Source organism: Flavicella sediminum (assembly GCF_006381105.1).
Taxonomy (GTDB): domain Bacteria; phylum Bacteroidota; class Bacteroidia; order Flavobacteriales; family Flavobacteriaceae; genus Flavicella; species Flavicella sediminum.
The window spans coordinates 510,411-528,628 of record NZ_VDET01000002.1 but is presented as its reverse complement, the minus strand read 5'-3'; the positions used below and the strand labels follow the sequence as shown (position 1 = coordinate 528,628).

Sequence of the window (18,218 nt, the reverse complement as noted above, 5' to 3'; positions counted from 1 at the left end):
ACATACTATTTGAAATCACTGGTATTAAAGAGAATAATAAATTAAAATAGATAAATTATGATTACTTTTTTTATTTCAGTAGTAGCACTCATATTGGGGTATATATTCTACGGCAAGCTAGTGGAACGAATTTTTGTAATTGACAAAGAAAAGGAAACTCCAGCTCTATATATGAATGACGGTGTAGATTATATGCCGTTACCTAAATGGAAAACATTCTTGATTCAATTCTTAAACATTGCAGGATTGGGTCCTATTTTTGGAGCAGTTGCAGGAGCTATGTGGGGACCTGTAGCTTTTTTATGGATTGTTTTTGGGTCTATATTTGCGGGAGCTGTACACGATTATTTTTCCGGAATGCTATCTGTTAAACATAAAGGCTTAAGTATTGCTGAAATTGTGGGTATTTATTTAGGTTTTAATATTAAACAATTTATGAGCTTGTTTACAGTCTTGCTTATGATTATTGTAGGAGCCGTATTTATTATGGGACCTGCTAAAATACTGGAAAGTCTAACTCCAGAAAGCTTATCAATGTCTTTTTGGATATTTGTGGTGTTTGTTTATTACGTTTTTGCGACGATGTTACCTGTAGATCAAATTATTGGAAAAATTTACCCACTATTTGGTTTCGCTCTTTTATTTATGGCAGCAGGCTTAATCATAGCTCTTTTTGTTAAAGGTTATCATGTTCCAGAACTCACTTTTAATAACTTAACCAACTACCACGCACAGCCCAAAAAATTTCCCATCTTTCCAATGATGTTTATTACCATTGCCTGTGGAGCAATTTCTGGTTTTCATGCTACGCAATCACCAATTATGGCTCGTTGTTTAACTAATGAAAAGCAAGGTAGAGGCGTATTTTATGGAGCTATGATAACCGAAGGGGTTGTAGCCTTAATTTGGGCAGCAATTAGTATGAGTATTTTTGGAGGTGCAAGAGAATTAAATGATATAATGAATGTACATGGAGGCAATGCAGCATGGGTTGTGAATGAAGTATCAAACTCTTTGCTCGGAACTTTTGGAGGTTTTTTAGCGTTGCTAGGTGTAGTTGCTGCTCCAATTACCTCTGGTGATACAGCCTTTCGTAGTGCTAGGTTAATTGTAGCTGACTTTCTTAATTTTAAGCAAGAACCAATCCAAAATAGATTATTAATTAGTGTGCCATTATTTGTAATAGGTTACTTCTTGACAACTATTGATTTTGCTATTGTTTGGAGGTATTTCGCTTGGTCAAACCAAACACTTGCAATGATTGTACTTTGGGCTATTACGGTTTATTTGTCAAATGAAAGAAAGTTTTATTGGATAACACTCATTCCAGCATTATTTATGACTGCTGTTACGACTTCTTATTTACTTTTTGCTCCAGAAGGATTTAGTTTACCATTAACATTGTCTATCGAAATAGGAGTCACAGTCTCTATAGTTGTTTGCTGCTTTTTTTACTACAAAAAGTTACTTCGTTCTAGAAGGAATCGTATTAATATAAATATTTAAATAAAAAAATGGAAATTTTTAAATTTTGTAAAATTAAAAAATTATTAGGACTACTTTTTTTAGTAGCCACTATATCTTGTAAAGAACAACCAAAAAATGTACAGCAAATAGCTGATGAAATAAAGGTTGATTATTTAGCTGAATCTGAGAAAATATTTGACGATAGGATGGCGTGGTGGAGAGACGCGAGTTTTGGCATGTTTATTCATTGGGGGCCTTATGCAGTTCCTGCTGGGATACATAATGGAAAAGAAACCGATCATATTGGAGAATGGATAATGAACGATTTACAAATTCCGATTTCAGAATATGAAGCGTATGCTAAGCAATTCAATCCTAAAGAATTTGATGCAAAAAAATGGGCTAAAATAATGAAGGATGCAGGTATGAAGTACGTTGTCATTACATCAAAACATCATGATGGTTTTGCGCTTTGGGATTCGAAAATTTCTAATTATGATATCGTAGATCATTCAGTTTACGGAAAGGATTTATTAAAAGCGCTTTCCAAAGCTTGTAAAGAAGAAGGTATTAAATTTGGTTTGTATCATTCTATAATGGATTGGCATCATCCTATGGCACAGGGTAAAAATTATCCTAATTATGATGAAAGAGATAGCCTAAGAATAAATCCAGAGTTTCCAAAATACTATGAAAATTATCTTAAAGCTCAACTTAAAGAACTTATAGAAAACTATGATCCAGAAATTATTTGGTTTGATGGTGAGTGGATTCCTAGTTACACACATGAAATGGGCTTAGAACTCTATCAATATTTAAGAGAACTAAAACCTAGTATTATTATAAATAATAGAGTAGATAAAGGAAGACAAGGTATGCAAGGAATGAACAGTTCAGAAGGCAAGTATATAGGGGATTTTGGTACGCCAGAACAAGAAATATTAGAAAGTTCACCAGATGTAGACTGGGAGTCTTGTATGACTATGAATGATACTTGGGGATTTAAAATTAACGATCATAATTGGAAATCAACTAAAACATTAGTGCATAACCTAATAGATGTTGTTGCTAAAGGTGGTAATTATCTTTTAAATGTAGGGCCTAATGCAAATGGCGAAATTCCAAAAGCAAGTATTGAAAGACTTTCTGAAATAGGAAAATGGATACATGTTAATGGAGAAGCTATTTATCATACAGAAAAACTAAAGCATCATTTTAAACAAGGCGAATCAATTCGTTATATCAAGAAAAAGAATAGCGCTACAATTTATGCTGTTTCATTAGAGAAGCCTAAGCATAATTTAATCAACTTAAAATACGTAAAACCAATACAAGGTAGTAAGATTTATTTGTTAGGTTTTGATGAGCCACTAACATACAGTTTTACTGAAAAAAACGGACTTAATATAAAGATCGATAAAGAAGTTTTTAAAGCCGTTGGAGAAACCTATGCATATACTCTTAAAATAAAAGGAGAAGAAAGATCTGGTTTTTAAAAAAAAAATGAATTTCAATATATCAGTGCTTTAAAATGATAAATAGCACAGAGCCTTGTCATTTAACGACACACTTAATTTAAATAAAGACACATGAAAAAGCTATTCATAGCAACAGTCATTTCGGTATTAGTGTTCAATATCTCTTGGGCACAACATAAAAATACTTTAAAACAAAAAAAAGATTACTGGAACAATAATACGCCTTTGGTATCTTATCGTTTACCGCCTGCTCCAATAGGTTATAAACCAACTTATATCGATTTAGATAAGGATGGAGATCCAGATATTTTACGAACCATTACTCTTCGTAATACACCTGTTCAATGGATTGATGATGATGATGATATGAAAGTAGGAGATTTAGAAGGTGATACAGATAGTGATTGCGTGATGATTGATGTAAATAAAGATGGTAAATACGGCGATCGCGAAGACATGGCAGTGGATTGGATAGATACCAATGATGATGGAAAAGCAGATATGCAGGTATTAGTAGAGAATTCGAATCTTGACCAAGAAAAGATGTTTGGACCAGGACATTATATGTGGTCTTTAGATACAGATAAGGATAATGTTTTTAATTATATAGATTGGAATACCTTTAAAATTCGTGGTTGGCTTCATGAAGGAAATTCAAATTTTTTAGAAGATTACAATGGTCAAAGTGCTTTTTTAAAAATACACGCGCCAGCTTATTACGTTAACGATGTACGTTTAAATTGGGAAACCCCATTTTTATTTTTTGATAAAGATGCCGATGGCTTATCTGATATGGCTGTGCGAGTTGTTGATGAATTTATTGACGAAGGAAAACCAAGAGCTGAGGGTTTAAATTTATCCGGGAGTGCTAGCCTAATTACTTTAACTTATGATATGGACAATGATAATTCACCAGGAAATGAATTTGATTTCGATATGTCTTTTCGTTTTTTAGGTAAAGGATTTAACTATATGGATCAGGTTCATAAATTTACAAATAAGAGAGTTAGTGAAGCTGATTCCTTTTTTATAGATTCTCGTTGGAGAAAGGTTACTGAATTGATTTACCCAGACCATGATTCGGTAATGGATTTAATCTATAATAGAGGTAAATGGGATCAGATACACTTTGTGTTTGATGAAGATGATGATTGTGAACGCTGGGAACGGGTAGAACTTTATGATCCTTTAGACCCTTTTAAAATAGGTAGTAGAAATGGAGGATTAGATAATAATCCACAAGCAGATGCCATTGGTGATCGAGGCGAATGGGATATAGATAACAGCGGAAAAGCTAATTTGTATCTCTCAAAATTTGACGGTAGACTTCATTTGTATGGTGCAGAATGGGGTTGCTGGCGTATTGATCAATTGGCTTATTCGTACCAAAGTTGGGGTGGGCTTTATGATGGGTATACACCCCACATGGATCGCTTACAAAAGGAATTTTCTCCTTTTAGTACTATCAGATATGAAGATACAGACAATAATGGTTTTTTAGATAAAATTGAAATGGATATTGATGGAGACACAGTATTCGAAAAAACTGTTTTGCTTAAAGATTTAGGAATTGATGATAAATGTGACATTATAAACTCCTCAAAAATGACTTATGATGATTATAGAAAATTACACACTAAAATGTCTAGCAACATATGGAAACAAGCACAAAAAGCCATTGATGTAGCAGAAAATTATGGATTGAATACCTCATGGTACGCTTTTATGAAAAAACCAAAATCAGAAAATCAGAAATATCAATATGGATACTGGTTGCAGTTTTATATCTATAAGGATTTAATCCATAAAGCTATGGGGGAAAACAGCAGTTTAGCGATTGAAAAAATAGATAAAGCATATTTTGGTGGGCATTGGGAATTACTTTTAAATCACCGTTAACCGGATACAATACAAAAGTTGGATTGATACGTTTGTTATAGATTTTTAATAAATAAAAATGGTAATGTCTTATGTTATTATATGAATTTGGAACTCTTATGAATGGCTATCCAAATCTTATAGAGATAGTTTATATAAAAATACATCTATTTTATATGTAAATAAAACCCTGAAACATCACTGAAGCCAAATTAAAGGTGCTAAGTGTAAAACAATAAAAAAACATATTATTAATATGATAAAAACATTTTTTAGAAATATAATAATTTTAGGTACAATCGTATTTATTGTAACATCATGTAATTCAGAAGTCAATAGTAATATTGTAAATAAAGAGAATTCTTCATCTTATGTAAATAGATTTATAGGGTCTGGTGGTAATGGTGGAGTTACACCAGTTGCCTCGATGCCTTTTGGTATGGTACAACTTGGCCCAGATACAAGAACAAATGGTTCTGGTTATCACTATAATGATAAAACTATATTAGGATTTAGTCACGTACATAAAAGTGGTGGTGGATGTAATGATTTTCAAGATATTCTCTTTCTACCAATTGATTTATCGGTTAAAACTGATGACTTGCTTACTTTAAAGAGGGGGCAATTAATAGCTCCAATGAGACACGAAGATGAATTTGCTAAGCCTGGGTATTATGAAATAAATCTTTATGAGAATCAGGTAAAAGTTAAGTTAACAGCTTCATTGAGATGTGGCTATCAAAAATATAAATATAAAAGCAAAGGAAATAAGTCAGTTCTAATTGATTTGGAGCATGGTTCAGATAATGGATGTTCAATTGTGAAAGAACAGGATGTAGATACCGTTCAAATTTCTTCAATTAAAATTATAGATAAGTTTACTGTTGCGGGAAGTCGAATTTCGAGTGGATGGTCTCCGGAACAACACGTTTATTTTTATACTACTTTTTCTCATCCAATTAAAAGTGTTAAAATTTATAACAATGACACAAAAATTAAAGACACATCGAAAGTATCTGGAAACAACATAAAAGCAATTATAACTTTTGATGATAATATCGGCGACTTAGAAATAAAAACAGGCATTTCACCTGTAGATATAACGGGAGCAAAAAGAAACTTAAACAAAGAAATATCTAATTTAAGCTTTGATAAAGTTAAATCTAATTCATCTGATGCATGGAGTAAGATTTTGAATATGATAAATATCAAAACCAAAGACACTAAAAAGAAAGAATTATTTTATACCGCCCTATTTAATACAATGCTCTATCCTATGCTATATTCTGATACCGATAATCGATACAGAGGACCAGATAGAGTCATTAGGAATACTAATGGATATTCAAATTATAGTGGAGTTATGGGGTTATGGGATACTTTTCGAGCTGCTTGCCCTCTTCAAAGTGTTTTGCATCCAGAAATAATGGAAGATTATATAAAAACGAGTCTTGATCACTACAAAGTTTCGGGACAATTGCCTATTTGGACTTTGGCAGGAACGGAAACATATCAAATGATAGGATTACCTGCAATGCCAGTAATTACAAATGCGTATTTAAATGAAGTAAGAGGTTTCGATATAAATTACGCTATGGAAGCTATGAGAGCATCGGCAATGAAAGACACAATTGGTTATTCTATGGGATATTTTGTTGGTTTGGAAAATTACAAGAAATTAGGATATGTTCCCTGTGATTTAGAAATGGAATCTGTTGCAAGAACATTAGAATATTCATTTGCTGATAAGGCAATTGCTGAGTTTGCTAAACAAACAGGGAATAAACAGGATTATGTTTACTTTAAAAATAGATCTTTAAGTTATAAAAATATTATAGATCCTGAATCTAAGTTTGCTAGAGGTAAGACCGCAAGTGGAGATTGGAAAACACCATTTAATCCCTTACAATCTGAGCATAGAAGAGATGATTATTGTGAGGGTAATGCATGGCAATGGACGTTTTTTGTTCCTCATGATTTTAAAGGTCTTGGGGGAGTATTTGGAGGAAAAGATGTGCTATTATCACGTTTAGATTCACTTTTTACTATAGATTCCAATATACATGGTAAAGATATATCAGGTGATATTACAGGATTAATTGGGCAATACGCACATGGTAATGAGCCTAGTCATCATATTGCTTATATATACAATCATTTAGGAAAACCAAGGAAGACACAGCAGTATGTTAATGAGATTCTTACCACCCTTTATGACAATACACCGGACGGGATTTGTGGCAATGAAGACACAGGACAAATGAGTGCTTGGTACATTTTTAGTTCCATGGGTTTTTATCCAATGGACCCTGTATCTGGAAAGTATGAGCTAGGAGCTCCTTTATTTGATGAAACAACTATAAAATTACCTTCTGGGAAAAAGTTTGTAATTAAAGCTATGAATCTATCAGAGGATAATAAATATGTTAAAGAGGTATATTTAAATAATATAAAACTGAATAGAAACCAAATTACTTTTTCTGAAGTTTTGGAAGGTGGAGAACTTCTTTTTGTAATGACTAATTAATAAAATAACTATGACAGATAAAATAATAAATAGATTCTATTACTTTTTACTAGGGATTGTAATTTGCTTTTTTACATCTATTGATGTAATTGCCCAGTCAGAACTTAGTAGTTCACAAAAAATACACCAAAACGATATATCTTACTTTAAAACAGGGGATCGAGTATGCTTTGTAGGAAATAGTATAACTAATAATGGTGAGTTCCATCATAATATATTCTTATACCACCTTACGCGATACCCTGAGCAAGAGTTAGCCTTTTTTAATTGTGGGATATCTGGAGACAAAACTGGTGGAGTTCTAGCACGAATGGAGGATGATATTTTAATAAATAATCCAACAGTAGTAGTAATCATGTTGGGTATGAACGATGTTAATCGCTCTTTGTATGGCTTAGAGGAAGCAAGTGAAAACAGAAAAAAGCGTATGGAAGCGGCTATTACCTTGTATAAAAATAATTTTATTGAAATTGTAAATTTATTTTTATCGAAAAACATTAAAGTGATATTGGAAAGACCTACAATTTATGATCAAACAGCAAATTTGGAAACACTTAATCATTTTGGAGTAAATGATGCACTTAAAACTTGTGCTAACTTTATTGATGAGGTTGCAAAGGAATACGAGCTTTCGGTGGTAGATTATTGGACTATTATGAATAAATTAAATAATGAGATGCAAGCAAAAAATCCATCTGCTACTATTACAAGTAAAGATCGTGTTCATCCTCGTTCTACAGGGCACCTTGTTATGGCATACCAGTTTTTAAAGGCTGAAAATGCTCCAAAATATGTATCAAAAGTTGTTATTGAAGATAATAAGCAAATTAGTAAAACTAAAAGTACCAATTGTGAGATTAACTATGTAAAGAAAAGCAAAAATGATATTGTGTTTTCGGTTAAGGAAAATGCTCTGCCTTTTCCATCAGTACCATCTCAGAAAGAAGGACTAGACTTAGTTCCTTTTAATGAGGAATTGAATATTGAATTGTTACAAGTTGTTAATTTATCATCCGGATCATATGAATTAACAATTGATGGTGTTTTGATTGATATATTTTCGGAAGTTCAGTTGAATAAAGGAATTAACCTTGCTAATTACCCATTAACACCACAATACAAACAAGCATTGAAAGTACGTGAAGTACTCGAAGAGTTATGGAAGCAGGAGGCTAAATTGCGAGACATAAAGTTTATCGAATATAATAAGTATTATAAAGATTGTCCAAATAAAGAAAACCTTACTAAATTAAAGCCTTATTTGGAATCGGTGTTTTCAAAAAAGTATACAAGTTCTTATCATCATAGAAAGCTTCAGGATTATTTAGAGTATAAGCCAAACGAATTAGAAATTAAAGCAAGCCTTAATAAGTTAAGAGCGAAAAGTTTTGATTTAGCTAAACCTGTTAATCACGTTTTCATGATTAAAAAAAGTAAAACCGAATAAGTAAAAACTATAAAGCAGTATTGCTGATTTTATGCAAAATTATTTTTTGCATTTAACTGCTACAATTTAAAAATAAGTATGTTTCATTTTTCGTTGTGTTATTTGTTTTGCGTTCTTGTAAACAAAATACATTGCGTTTTCGGTAGTTAATAATCTTGATATAAATAGGTCTTTTGAAACCGTAGAACTTATAAAAGAGTATCTGAAAGCTGAGGATTTAGCAAAAATCTGTAGATTTATTAATTTTAAAATCAAACTAAAAAGACTTCTGGAAGCAATGAAAAGCTTCTTGTATAAGTATAAAAAAACCGAACAGATTTTTAAAATCTGTTCGGTTTGAAATTTAAAAGTGATTTTCTTTAATCAAATAAATCAGAAGATAAATAACGATCTCCTCGGTCGCAAATAATGGCAACGACTACGCCAGATTCTAATTCGTTGGCCACTTTAATAGCGGTGGCCACAGATCCTCCACTGCTCATTCCAGCAAAAATTCCTTCTTCTTGCGCCAAACGTTTTGTCATAGCTCTTGCTTCTGCTTCGCTAACCTCAATAATTCGGTCTACTTTTTTGGCGTTAAATATTTTAGGCAAGTATTCTTTTGGCCATTTTCTAATTCCAGGAATTTTAGAACCTTCACTCGGTTCTGCCCCAATAATTTGAATGTCTGGGTTTTGTTCTTTTAAATAGGTAGAGGTTCCCATAATGGTGCCTGTAGTTCCCATAGCCGATACAAAATGCGTCACACTTCCTTTGGTGTCTCTCCAAATTTCAGGTCCTGTAGTTTTGTAATGTGCTTTCCAATTGTCTTTATTAGCAAATTGATTTAGCATAATATAACCACCTTCAGCTACTTTTTTGTCTGCATAATCTCTTGAGCCAATAATTCCTTCAGCAGCAGGTGTCAAAGTAACTTTAGCACCATAAGCACGCATGGTTTGCGTTCTTTCTTTGGTAGAATTTTCAGGTAATACAAGTTCAATTTCTATTCCTAGTATTTGTGCAATCATAGCCAGAGCAATTCCTGTGTTTCCACTCGTAGCTTCAATTAAAACATCTCCTTTTTTGATAACGCCTTTTTCAAGTGCTGTAGCAATCATATTATAGGCTGCTCTGTCTTTTACACTTCCTCCAGGGTTGTTTCCTTCTAATTTTAATAGAAGTTGCACGTTTTTATTTTCTACTAAATTTTGACTGATAACTAGAGGCGTATTTCCTATTAAGTCAACTAATTTTTTAGGTTTCATGTTTTTTTAGTTTTTAGTTTTTGGTTTTAAATTTTTAGTTAATATAACTCACAACTAAAGATTTAAGACTCACAACTAATTTTACTTCTTTTCTTTAATTTTTACATCGGTTGTGGTTGTGTTTAATACGACCGACTCTTCGGGAATAGTACGAGTTACCCACGCGTTTCCTCCTACAATACTATTTTTTCCAATCACGGTTTCTCCTCCTAAAATAGTAGCGTTGGCATAAATGCAAACATGTTCTTCTACAGTAGGATGACGTTTGGCATCTTTCATGTCTTTACTTACACTAAGGGCACCTAAAGTAACTCCTTGGTATATTTTTACATACTTGGCAATTTCTGCCGTTTCTCCAATCACAATTCCAGTAGCGTGATCGATAAAAAAAGGAGAATCTATTTTTGCACCGGCATGAATATCCGTACCCGTAATTCTATGCGCGTATTCACTCATTAAACGAGAAAATAAGAGCATGTCTAATTCGTATAATTCATGACTTAAGCGATAAATGGCAATAGCGTAAAAGCCTGGGTAAGCCAAATAAACTTCTTCAATATCATTAGAAGCAGGGTCGTTATCTAATATAAACGAGGCATCTTGATTAAGCTTTAACAAGACTTCTGGTAATTTTGCTAAAAATTTATCCCAGATTGAAGTGCATAACTCCTCTGGTTTTTTACAAGCAATTACAGAAATTTCCTTGAATAATATTTCTAACTCATCAATACTTTCACTCAAAGGTGCATTGGTATCAAAAAGTGTGTAGAATAATTTTTCTGTAAATTTTTCTGTTTTTGTCTTAATTCCGTAATTAATGGAAGTGTGGTTTTTTAATAAACCAATATTTTTAATAATCAGATCTTTTGTCATGATTACGCTGAGATTGTATTGTTAAAATGAAAAGTTTAAATGTAAGTTATTTTTAGAAACAGCAACAACAACGCAATAAAGAATATTGCAATAAGGCGTGAAAAGTATTTTGTTGTTTGTTAGAAAACATAAAATTCGTCTAAAATATTGAAGCAAAGGTACTAAAGTAAAACTACTATTCAAGTCGCAAGGCTTTGGTTTTTCTTACAAAAAAAGCCTCATTAAAATAATGAGGCTTTGTGTGATTTTATTGCGAAAAATTAAGCTTTGATATTACATCTCTCCATTAAGATGTGTAAGTCTTCGTCGTTAATTTCTTTTTTCGTGTCTGCAAATTTTAAAAACTCAGGGTATGTTGCGTCCAATTCTATTTTGGTCAATTCGTATCCGTTATTTTTTAATCTATAAGCTAATGCCGCACGTCCACTTCTTGCTGTTAAAACAATTGAAGATTCTGTAACTCCAACGTCTGCTGGATCCATAATCTCATAAGTTTCTCTGTTTTTAATAACTCCATCTTGGTGTATTCCAGAACTATGTGCAAATGCATTGTCTCCAACGACAGCTTTGTTTGGTTGAACTACCATACCCATATGTTCTTGTACCAACTGACTTGTACTAAATAACAATTTGCTATTTACGTTCGTGTACAAGTTTAAATCAGGATGTTGTTTGAAAATCATCACCACTTCTTCCAAAGCAGTATTTCCAGCACGTTCTCCAATTCCGTTAATTGTACATTCAATTTGTCTAGCCCCATTAATAGCTCCAGAAACGGCATTGGCAGTTGCTAAACCTAAATCATTGTGACAGTGACAAGATAAAATTACATTTTCAATACCTTTTACATTTTCTTTAAGGTATTTAATTTTTGCTCCGTATTCTTCAGGTAAACAATAGCCCGTTGTATCAGGAATGTTTAAAACAGTAGCTCCAGATTTGATAACGGCTTCACACACACGTGCTAAGTACTCATTGTCAGTTCTTCCAGCATCTTCTGCGTAAAATTCAATATCTTCTACAAAACCTTTGGCATATTTAACAGCTGCTTGCGCACGTTCAATAATTTTTTCTGGTGTAGAATTGAATTTAAATTTAATATGAGAATCAGAAGTTCCAATACCTGTATGGATTCTTGGTCTTTTAGCGAATTTTAATGCCTCGGCAGCAACCTTAATATCATTTTCATGAGCTCTTGTCAATCCACAAACGGTTGCGTTTTTTACCAATTTAGAAATTTCTTCAACAGATTTGAAATCTCCTGGGCTTGAAACCGGAAAACCAGCTTCAATAATATCAACACCTAAAAGATCAAGCCTTTCAGCAATGATTAATTTTTGACCTGTATTTAGTTTACAACCAGGGACTTGTTCTCCGTCTCTTAAGGTTGTATCAAAAATTTGAACTTTATTATCACTCATTTTCGGTGGTATTTATTGTATTAGGAAATCAAAAATATACTATTGACTAGAATAAATGCATGAATAAAATGATTCGTTTACTATACCAAACTATTGGATGCGTGTTGTAATTTGTTGTGGTTTAGGTTTTTATAGAGTTCTTGGTTACGATGGCTATTTGGTTTTTTTAATTTTTTATTGCAGATTCTTCTATTGGGAAATAGCCTATTTAAATCAATTAGTTTAATATTGTATTGAGATTGGCAAAACGTGTACAATTGCTAATTGTACTTTTTTTAAGAAACTATAAAATGGCAATAGAACAAAAAGATTCTCTATTTACTTTGATCAAATCTCTTTCAAAATCTGAAAAGAGACAATTTAAATTATATGTGGGAAGATTAGGGGGGAATGCAGACGCTAATTTTATGTCACTTTTCAATTTATTAGATAAAGCGACGTCTTATAATGATGAGCTTGTTTTGAAAAAAACGCATATAAAGAAGCAGCAAATATCAAATACAAAAGCACATTTGTATAAACAAATTTTGGTGAGTTTGCGCTTAAGTCCTATTCATCAAAATACACGAACTCAAATTAGAGAGCAATTTGATTTTGCTACTATTCTCTATAATAAAGGGCTCTATAAACAAAGTTTAAAAATTTTAGAAAAAGCTAAAAATCTGGCTGTTAGTAAAGAAGAATTTACCTTGGCGCACGAATTGGTGGAGTTAGAAAAGGTGATTGAGTCTCAGTATATAACAAGGAGTATGAGTGATCGGGCTGATGTTTTGGCGGTGGAAGCTAAAAATATCAGTTTGAAAAACGTAACCGTTAGTAAATTGTCAAACCTTTCTTTGCAGTTGTATAGTTGGTTTTTAAAATATGGTTATGTTCGTAATGATAGTGATTTTAATACCGTAAACGATTATTATGAGGCACGGTTGCCAAAATATGAATATGCTACTTTAGGGTTTACAGGGAAAATGTTTTTGTACCAAGCAAAACTTTGGTATGGTTTTATTACCCAAGATTTTTTGTCTTGCTATCGTTATTCTCAAAAATTGGTAGCCTTGTTTGACGAGTATTCAGACATGAAGCAATTGCATCCGGTATTTTATTTAAAGGCTGTAAATTATTCATTGGAATCTTTATTTTATTTACAACAGACCTATAAATTCAATGAGACTTTAATCTCTTTGGAAGACTCTATTGAGTACCAACGTTTTTTTGTAAATGAGAATACGCAGTTGCTTTCAAATCTTTATTTGTACCAACATAAAATAAACCTGTATTATTTAGAAGGAGAATTTACCAAGGGAACGGAGTTTGTTTCTGAAGTATTGGGTCAAATCAAAGCCTTTGGGAAAAAAATTGACCAACACCATGTCATGCTATTTTATTATAAAATTGGCTGTATGTATTTTGGGGCTGGAGATTATAAAAATTGCATTCTTTATTTGAATAAAATTATTGAAAACAAAGATTTAAAAACAAGAGAAGATTTACTATGTTATACCCGAGTTTTAAACTTGGTGGCGCATTATGAATCTGGTTTAGATGAAGATATTGACGAGTTGATCAAATCGACCTATAAGTTTTTATTGAAAATGGATAACCTGTACGATGTACAGCGAAAAATGATCAAATTTTTAAGAAACCTGACCTCCTTATATCCTCATGAATTGAAAGATGCCTTTAAAAAATTGTATGCAGATTTAAAAGAATTTGAACACCATCCTTACGAAAAAAGAGCTTTCTTGTATTTAGATATTATTTCTTGGCTAGAATCTAATATTGACGGGGTTCCTGTGGAAGAGGTGGTCAAGAGAAAAATGAGATTGAAAATGTAAATTTTATAAATTTCTACTTGGCTCCGATTGCCAAATGGAATTCTATTAAGAAGCATGCAAATTAGCCGTTCAAATGAAGCCTAAAAAATACTATTACCTTATTAAAATCCAATATTTAGGATTTCGATACCATGGTTGGCAAGTACAACCACAGGTAAAGACAGTCCAAAAAATGGTAGAGAAAACAGTGGCCTTTGTTTTGGGGCAAGAGACCTATTTCAAAGTCTTGGGGGCAAGTCGTACAGATATGATGGTGTCTGCAAACGAATCGGCATTTGAGTTGTTTTTAAAAGAAGAAGTGGATCCTCAGGAGTTGTTTTTTAAATTGAATAAAAGTCTACCAAATGATATCCGGGTTTTAAGTTGTGAAATAGTGGATGCAAATTTTAATATCATCCATGATTCTAAAGAGAAAGAGTATCATTATTTGTTTTCTTCAGGTGAAAAACCACATCCTTTTTGCGCTCCTTTTATGTTAGGTGTTCATGAAGAATTAGATATTTCATTGATGAAGGAAGGGGCGAGATTATTTGAAGGAGTCCATAATTTTCAGAGATATGCTTACCGACCTTCAGAAAAAACTATTTTCGAACGAGAAATATTTTCAAGTCAAATTGTTGAAAATGATATTTTATCGGCGAATTTTTTTCCAAAAAAAACATATTTATTTAAAGTGAACGGCAACGGTTTTATGCGCTACCAAGTCCGATTAATGATGGGGGTTTTATTGCAATTAGGAAAAGGCGAGGTAGATTTAGATTTTGTAAAACATACCTTAAACAATCCATCTTCAGCGACTTTAAAAGAACTAGCACCATCTTCAGGCTTGCAGTTGTATAAATTGCAATTTTAAGAAAGTTTTTTGTTCATGTAACGAAACCATAAAGGAGGAATTAAGGCCAGTAGCATCATGCCAGGGTATCCTGTAGGTAATTGTGGACTTTCAGGATGAGAATTTAAAATTTGGTATTTTTTACTCCCATTTTTATGATGGTCGGAATGGCGAGATAAATTAAATAATAATAATTGACCACTTGGATGATCTGAATTCCAGGAATGCATCACGTTGGGTCTTTCGTAATTTTCACCTATTTTTTTTCGAAGTAAGCCGTAATGCTCTATGTAGTTTACCGTTTCCAAAAGCAATATACCAAACAGCGCAGCTCCTAAAAAAGCGATAAAAGATTCAAATCCAAAATAGAGGTAAATGGCATTCAAAAGAATGATATTGCTTATGCTGTAAAAAATCATTCTATTTCCTGGGCATAAGCTTTTTTTGCCAAGACGTCTTACACGTTTTATTTCAAGTTGCCAAGCTAACAGGTAGCTAGAAAAATGTGAACGAACCCAAAATTGATATACAGATTCGTTTTTTCTTGCGGTAGCAGGATCTTCGGGTGTGGCAACTAAATAATGATGCCCTGCATTATGGTAAGGAAGAAAATGTGAGTTTAAAGAACTTAATAATAATAACTCTCCAAGTAGTTGGTAAAAGCGGTTGTTTTTGTGGCCTAATTCATGACCTATATTCAAACCTATTATTCCGCATGAAAGTCCCATAGCTGTTATTTTTCCAAAATAGGCCAGGCTTAAAAATTCGGTAGTTTTCATAATTGTTAAAAAATAAAACAATAATAGGTATTGAATAGGCACTGCCAAATATAAAGGCCAGCTGTAAATAACTTTCTTCTTCTCTTGTAGGCTTTTAGTTCTATTGAAGTTTTTAGAATTGGGTTTTAGGAATAATTCAATAAAAGGTAGAGCTCCAAAGAATATAAAAAGTGCTAAAAAAGTTTGATAAGAACTTTGGTTAAAAGACAAGTGTACAACTATAGGAAGGAGGTAAACGGTGAAATATCGCAATCTTTTCATTTTATAGAATTGTAGTTGAAATTAATTTAAGCTTTTAAAATTAGGAAATATTCTGTTGTAAAATTAAGTTTTTGACTAAAAAACAGACTTTTATGTTTGAATTTGATAAAATAAATTTCATCTTTGCATGCGTAAAAAATGAAAATCAACAATCAAAATAGTATCCTCTGCAAATACCTTGTCATTTTCGTCAAGTGGTAATTAAATGTCAGCTAGGTATTATTGAGAAAATAAAATAAGTTCCTTCCTAGTTTTGGAAGGTTTTTTTTTGAGCTTTATCATTGTAGAAAATAAAAGTTAAAAACTTGTTTTTCAGTGGTTAAAGGTTCTTTTTTTGTGATTGGATAGCGTAGAACAAATAGAGTTTAATAATTAAAAAACCACTTAGTATAATACATTTGCTAGTGAAATAGCAAGACGTAAAGTTGTAAGCAGTTTTAGAAAATAAAAAAAATAAGAGAAATGGCATTAAATAAACACAGTAGTAGATTAACACAAGATGAGTCTCAACCAGCATCACAGGCAATGTTATATGCCGTTGGTTTTTCTGATGATGACATGAATAAGCCTCAAATCGGTATTGCAAGTACAGGTTATGATGGAAATCCATGTAACATGCATTTGAATACTTTAGCAGCTGAAATTAAGAAAGAAGCAAACAAAGCAGGTCAAGTTGGGTTAGTCTTTAATACTATTGGTGTCAGTGATGGAATTTCTATGGGAACATCAGGAATGAACTATTCATTAGCTTCTAGAGATATTATTGCAGATTCTATGGAGACTGTAGTTAATGCTCAAAGTTATGACGGTTTGATTGGTGTAGTTGGATGTGATAAAAATATGCCGGGAGCAATTATCGCTATGTTGCGTTTAAATCGTCCATCTATTATGGTGTATGGTGGAAGTATTGCCTCAGGAAAATACAAAGGAAGAAAATTAAATATTGTATCTGCATTTGAGGCTTTAGGGCAAAAAGTAGCAGGTGAAATTGATGAAAAAGAATACAGAGAAATTATCAAAGCTTCTATTCCTGGAGCTGGTGCATGTGGTGGTATGTATACTGCAAACACAATGGCTTCTTCTATAGAGTGTATGGGAATGGCTTTGCCATATAACTCTTCTATTCCTGCTGAAAATCCAAATAAATTATCTGAGTCTGAGCGTACTGCTGCAGCCATGAAAAATTTATTAGAATTGGATTTAAAGCCAAAAGATATTGTAACTAAAAAATCGATTGAAAATGCAATTGCTTTGGTCAATGCATTGGGTGGTTCTACAAATGCAGTATTGCATTATTTAGCTATTGCTTATGCTGCTGATATTGAATTTACTTTAGAAGATTTTCAAAGAGTTTCTGATAAAACACCTTTGATTGCAGATTTAAAACCTTCTGGTAAATATTTAATGGAAGATGTTCATGGTGTAGGAGGAACTCCTGCAATTATGAAATATTTGCTAGAGAATGGTTATTTACATGGAGATTGTATGACAATTACAGGGAAAACATTGGCAGAGAATTTGGCAGATGTAGAAGCAATGGAATTTGAAGATCAAGATGTGATTTTCCCAACGGATAAAGCATTAAAATCATCAGGTAACCTTCAGATTTTATATGGTAACCTTGCAGAACAAGGAGCGGTAGCTAAAATTTCTGGTAATGAAGGATTGGTTTTTGAAGGAAAAGCAGTTGTTTATGATGGAGAGCAAGCAGCAAATACTGGAATTTCTAATGGAGAGGTCGAAAGAGGAGATGTCGTCGTCATTCGTTATGTTGGGCCAAAAGGTGGACCAGGAATGCCAGAAATGTTAAAGCCAACCTCGTTAATTATGGGAGCTGGTTTAGGGAAATCAGTAGCTTTAATTACTGACGGACGTTTTTCTGGAGGAACGCATGGTTTTGTTGTTGGTCACATAACGCCAGAAGCACAAGAAGGTGGTTTAATTGGTTTGGTAGAAACTGGAGATACCATCGCTATTAGTGCAGAAGACAACTCAATTACCTTAAAAGTTTCTGAAGAAGAAATCGCAAATCGTAAATCAAATTGGGTACAACCAGCATTGAAACATAATAAAGGAATCTTATTTAAATACGCAAGATCTGTAGCTTCTGCTTCAGAAGGATGTGTAACAGATAAATATTAATTAACTTTTAGCCATTAGTCATTAGCCATTAGCT

Annotated in this window: 12 protein-coding genes; 8 read left to right on the top strand and 4 right to left on the bottom strand. The window is 32.6% G+C overall.

Translation table 11 applies throughout. From position 1 onward, the window contains the following. Positions 1–57: 57 nt before the first annotated feature. The 5 genes from FGM02_RS02780 to FGM02_RS02760 all read left to right on the top strand — a co-directional run bounded on the left by FGM02_RS02780 (position 58) and on the right by FGM02_RS02760 (position 8,797). A complete protein-coding gene (locus FGM02_RS02780; RefSeq protein ID WP_139956726.1) occupies positions 58–1,506 on the top strand; it encodes a carbon starvation CstA family protein in 1,449 nt (482 codons plus the stop codon). 8 nt (positions 1,507–1,514) lie between these two features. Then, on the top strand, positions 1,515–2,963 hold the full coding sequence (locus FGM02_RS02775; RefSeq protein WP_139956724.1) for an alpha-L-fucosidase: 1,449 nt from the start codon (positions 1,515–1,517) through the stop codon (positions 2,961–2,963). Positions 2,964–3,056: 93 nt separating this feature from the next. Continuing rightward, positions 3,057–4,844: a hypothetical protein gene (locus FGM02_RS02770; RefSeq protein ID WP_208021466.1), complete on the top strand. Its 1,788-nt coding sequence runs from the start codon at positions 3,057–3,059 to the stop codon at positions 4,842–4,844. A gap of 235 nt (positions 4,845–5,079) precedes the next feature. Continuing rightward, complete coding sequence (locus FGM02_RS02765; protein ID WP_139956722.1) at positions 5,080–7,350, top strand: GH92 family glycosyl hydrolase; 2,271 nt, start codon at positions 5,080–5,082, stop codon at positions 7,348–7,350. A 10-nt stretch (positions 7,351–7,360) separates the two neighbouring features. After that, a complete protein-coding gene (locus FGM02_RS02760) occupies positions 7,361–8,797 on the top strand; it encodes an SGNH/GDSL hydrolase family protein (RefSeq protein WP_139956720.1) in 1,437 nt (478 codons plus the stop codon). Positions 8,798–9,156: 359 nt separating this feature from the next. Here the strand turns inward: FGM02_RS02760 and cysM are convergent, their stop codons facing one another. From cysM to FGM02_RS02745, 3 genes are all read right to left on the bottom strand, one after another. Then, positions 9,157–10,044 carry a cysteine synthase CysM gene (cysM, locus tag FGM02_RS02755; protein ID WP_139956718.1) on the bottom strand — a complete coding sequence of 296 codons (888 nt, stop codon included), beginning with the start codon at positions 10,042–10,044 and terminating at the stop codon, positions 9,157–9,159. An 81-nt stretch (positions 10,045–10,125) separates the two neighbouring features. Next, positions 10,126–10,917 carry a serine O-acetyltransferase EpsC gene (gene epsC, locus FGM02_RS02750; RefSeq protein ID WP_139956716.1) on the bottom strand — a complete coding sequence of 264 codons (792 nt, stop codon included), beginning with the start codon at positions 10,915–10,917 and terminating at the stop codon, positions 10,126–10,128. A gap of 260 nt (positions 10,918–11,177) precedes the next feature. Continuing rightward, positions 11,178–12,338 (bottom strand): 2-isopropylmalate synthase, encoded by a 1,161-nt coding sequence (locus FGM02_RS02745; RefSeq protein WP_139956714.1) that lies wholly within the window; start codon positions 12,336–12,338, stop codon positions 11,178–11,180. A gap of 290 nt (positions 12,339–12,628) precedes the next feature. On the opposite strand from FGM02_RS02745, the gene FGM02_RS02740 reads away from it, so the two are divergent. Both FGM02_RS02740 and truA read left to right on the top strand, forming a co-directional pair. Further along, positions 12,629–14,170, top strand: a complete 1,542-nt coding sequence (locus FGM02_RS02740; protein WP_139956712.1) for a hypothetical protein — start codon at positions 12,629–12,631, stop codon at positions 14,168–14,170. Positions 14,171–14,243: 73 nt separating this feature from the next. After that, positions 14,244–15,023 carry a tRNA pseudouridine(38-40) synthase TruA gene (truA, locus tag FGM02_RS02735; protein WP_139956709.1) on the top strand — a complete coding sequence of 260 codons (780 nt, stop codon included), beginning with the start codon at positions 14,244–14,246 and terminating at the stop codon, positions 15,021–15,023. Here the strand turns inward: truA and FGM02_RS02730 are convergent. After that, on the bottom strand, positions 15,020–15,781 hold the full coding sequence (locus FGM02_RS02730; protein WP_243739339.1) for an alkane 1-monooxygenase: 762 nt from the start codon (positions 15,779–15,781) through the stop codon (positions 15,020–15,022). The genes truA and FGM02_RS02730 overlap by 4 nt on opposite strands. 723 nt (positions 15,782–16,504) lie before the next feature. Here FGM02_RS02730 and ilvD point away from each other — a divergent pair. Then, complete coding sequence (ilvD, locus tag FGM02_RS02725; RefSeq protein ID WP_139956705.1) at positions 16,505–18,184, top strand: dihydroxy-acid dehydratase; 1,680 nt, start codon at positions 16,505–16,507, stop codon at positions 18,182–18,184. Positions 18,185–18,218 lie beyond the last annotated feature (34 nt).

Bases quoted from the DNA above. Each gene is read 5' to 3' on its own strand.
- FGM02_RS02780 (WP_139956726.1), top strand. From the start codon at position 58: ATGATTACTTTTTTTATTTCAGTAGTAGCACTCATATTGGGGTATATA.
- FGM02_RS02775 (WP_139956724.1), top strand. From the start codon at position 1,515: ATGGAAATTTTTAAATTTTGTAAAATTAAAAAATTATTAGGACTACTT.
- FGM02_RS02770 (WP_208021466.1), top strand. From the start codon at position 3,057: ATGAAAAAGCTATTCATAGCAACAGTCATTTCGGTATTAGTGTTCAAT.
- FGM02_RS02765 (WP_139956722.1), top strand. From the start codon at position 5,080: ATGATAAAAACATTTTTTAGAAATATAATAATTTTAGGTACAATCGTA.
- FGM02_RS02760 (WP_139956720.1), top strand. From the start codon at position 7,361: ATGACAGATAAAATAATAAATAGATTCTATTACTTTTTACTAGGGATT.
- cysM (WP_139956718.1), bottom strand. From the start codon at position 10,044: ATGAAACCTAAAAAATTAGTTGACTTAATAGGAAATACGCCTCTAGTT.
- epsC (WP_139956716.1), bottom strand. From the start codon at position 10,917: ATGACAAAAGATCTGATTATTAAAAATATTGGTTTATTAAAAAACCAC.
- FGM02_RS02745 (WP_139956714.1), bottom strand. From the start codon at position 12,338: ATGAGTGATAATAAAGTTCAAATTTTTGATACAACCTTAAGAGACGGA.
- FGM02_RS02740 (WP_139956712.1), top strand. From the start codon at position 12,629: ATGGCAATAGAACAAAAAGATTCTCTATTTACTTTGATCAAATCTCTT.
- truA (WP_139956709.1), top strand. From the start codon at position 14,244: ATGAAGCCTAAAAAATACTATTACCTTATTAAAATCCAATATTTAGGA.
- FGM02_RS02730 (WP_243739339.1), bottom strand. From the start codon at position 15,781: ATGAAAACTACCGAATTTTTAAGCCTGGCCTATTTTGGAAAAATAACA.
- ilvD (WP_139956705.1), top strand. From the start codon at position 16,505: ATGGCATTAAATAAACACAGTAGTAGATTAACACAAGATGAGTCTCAA.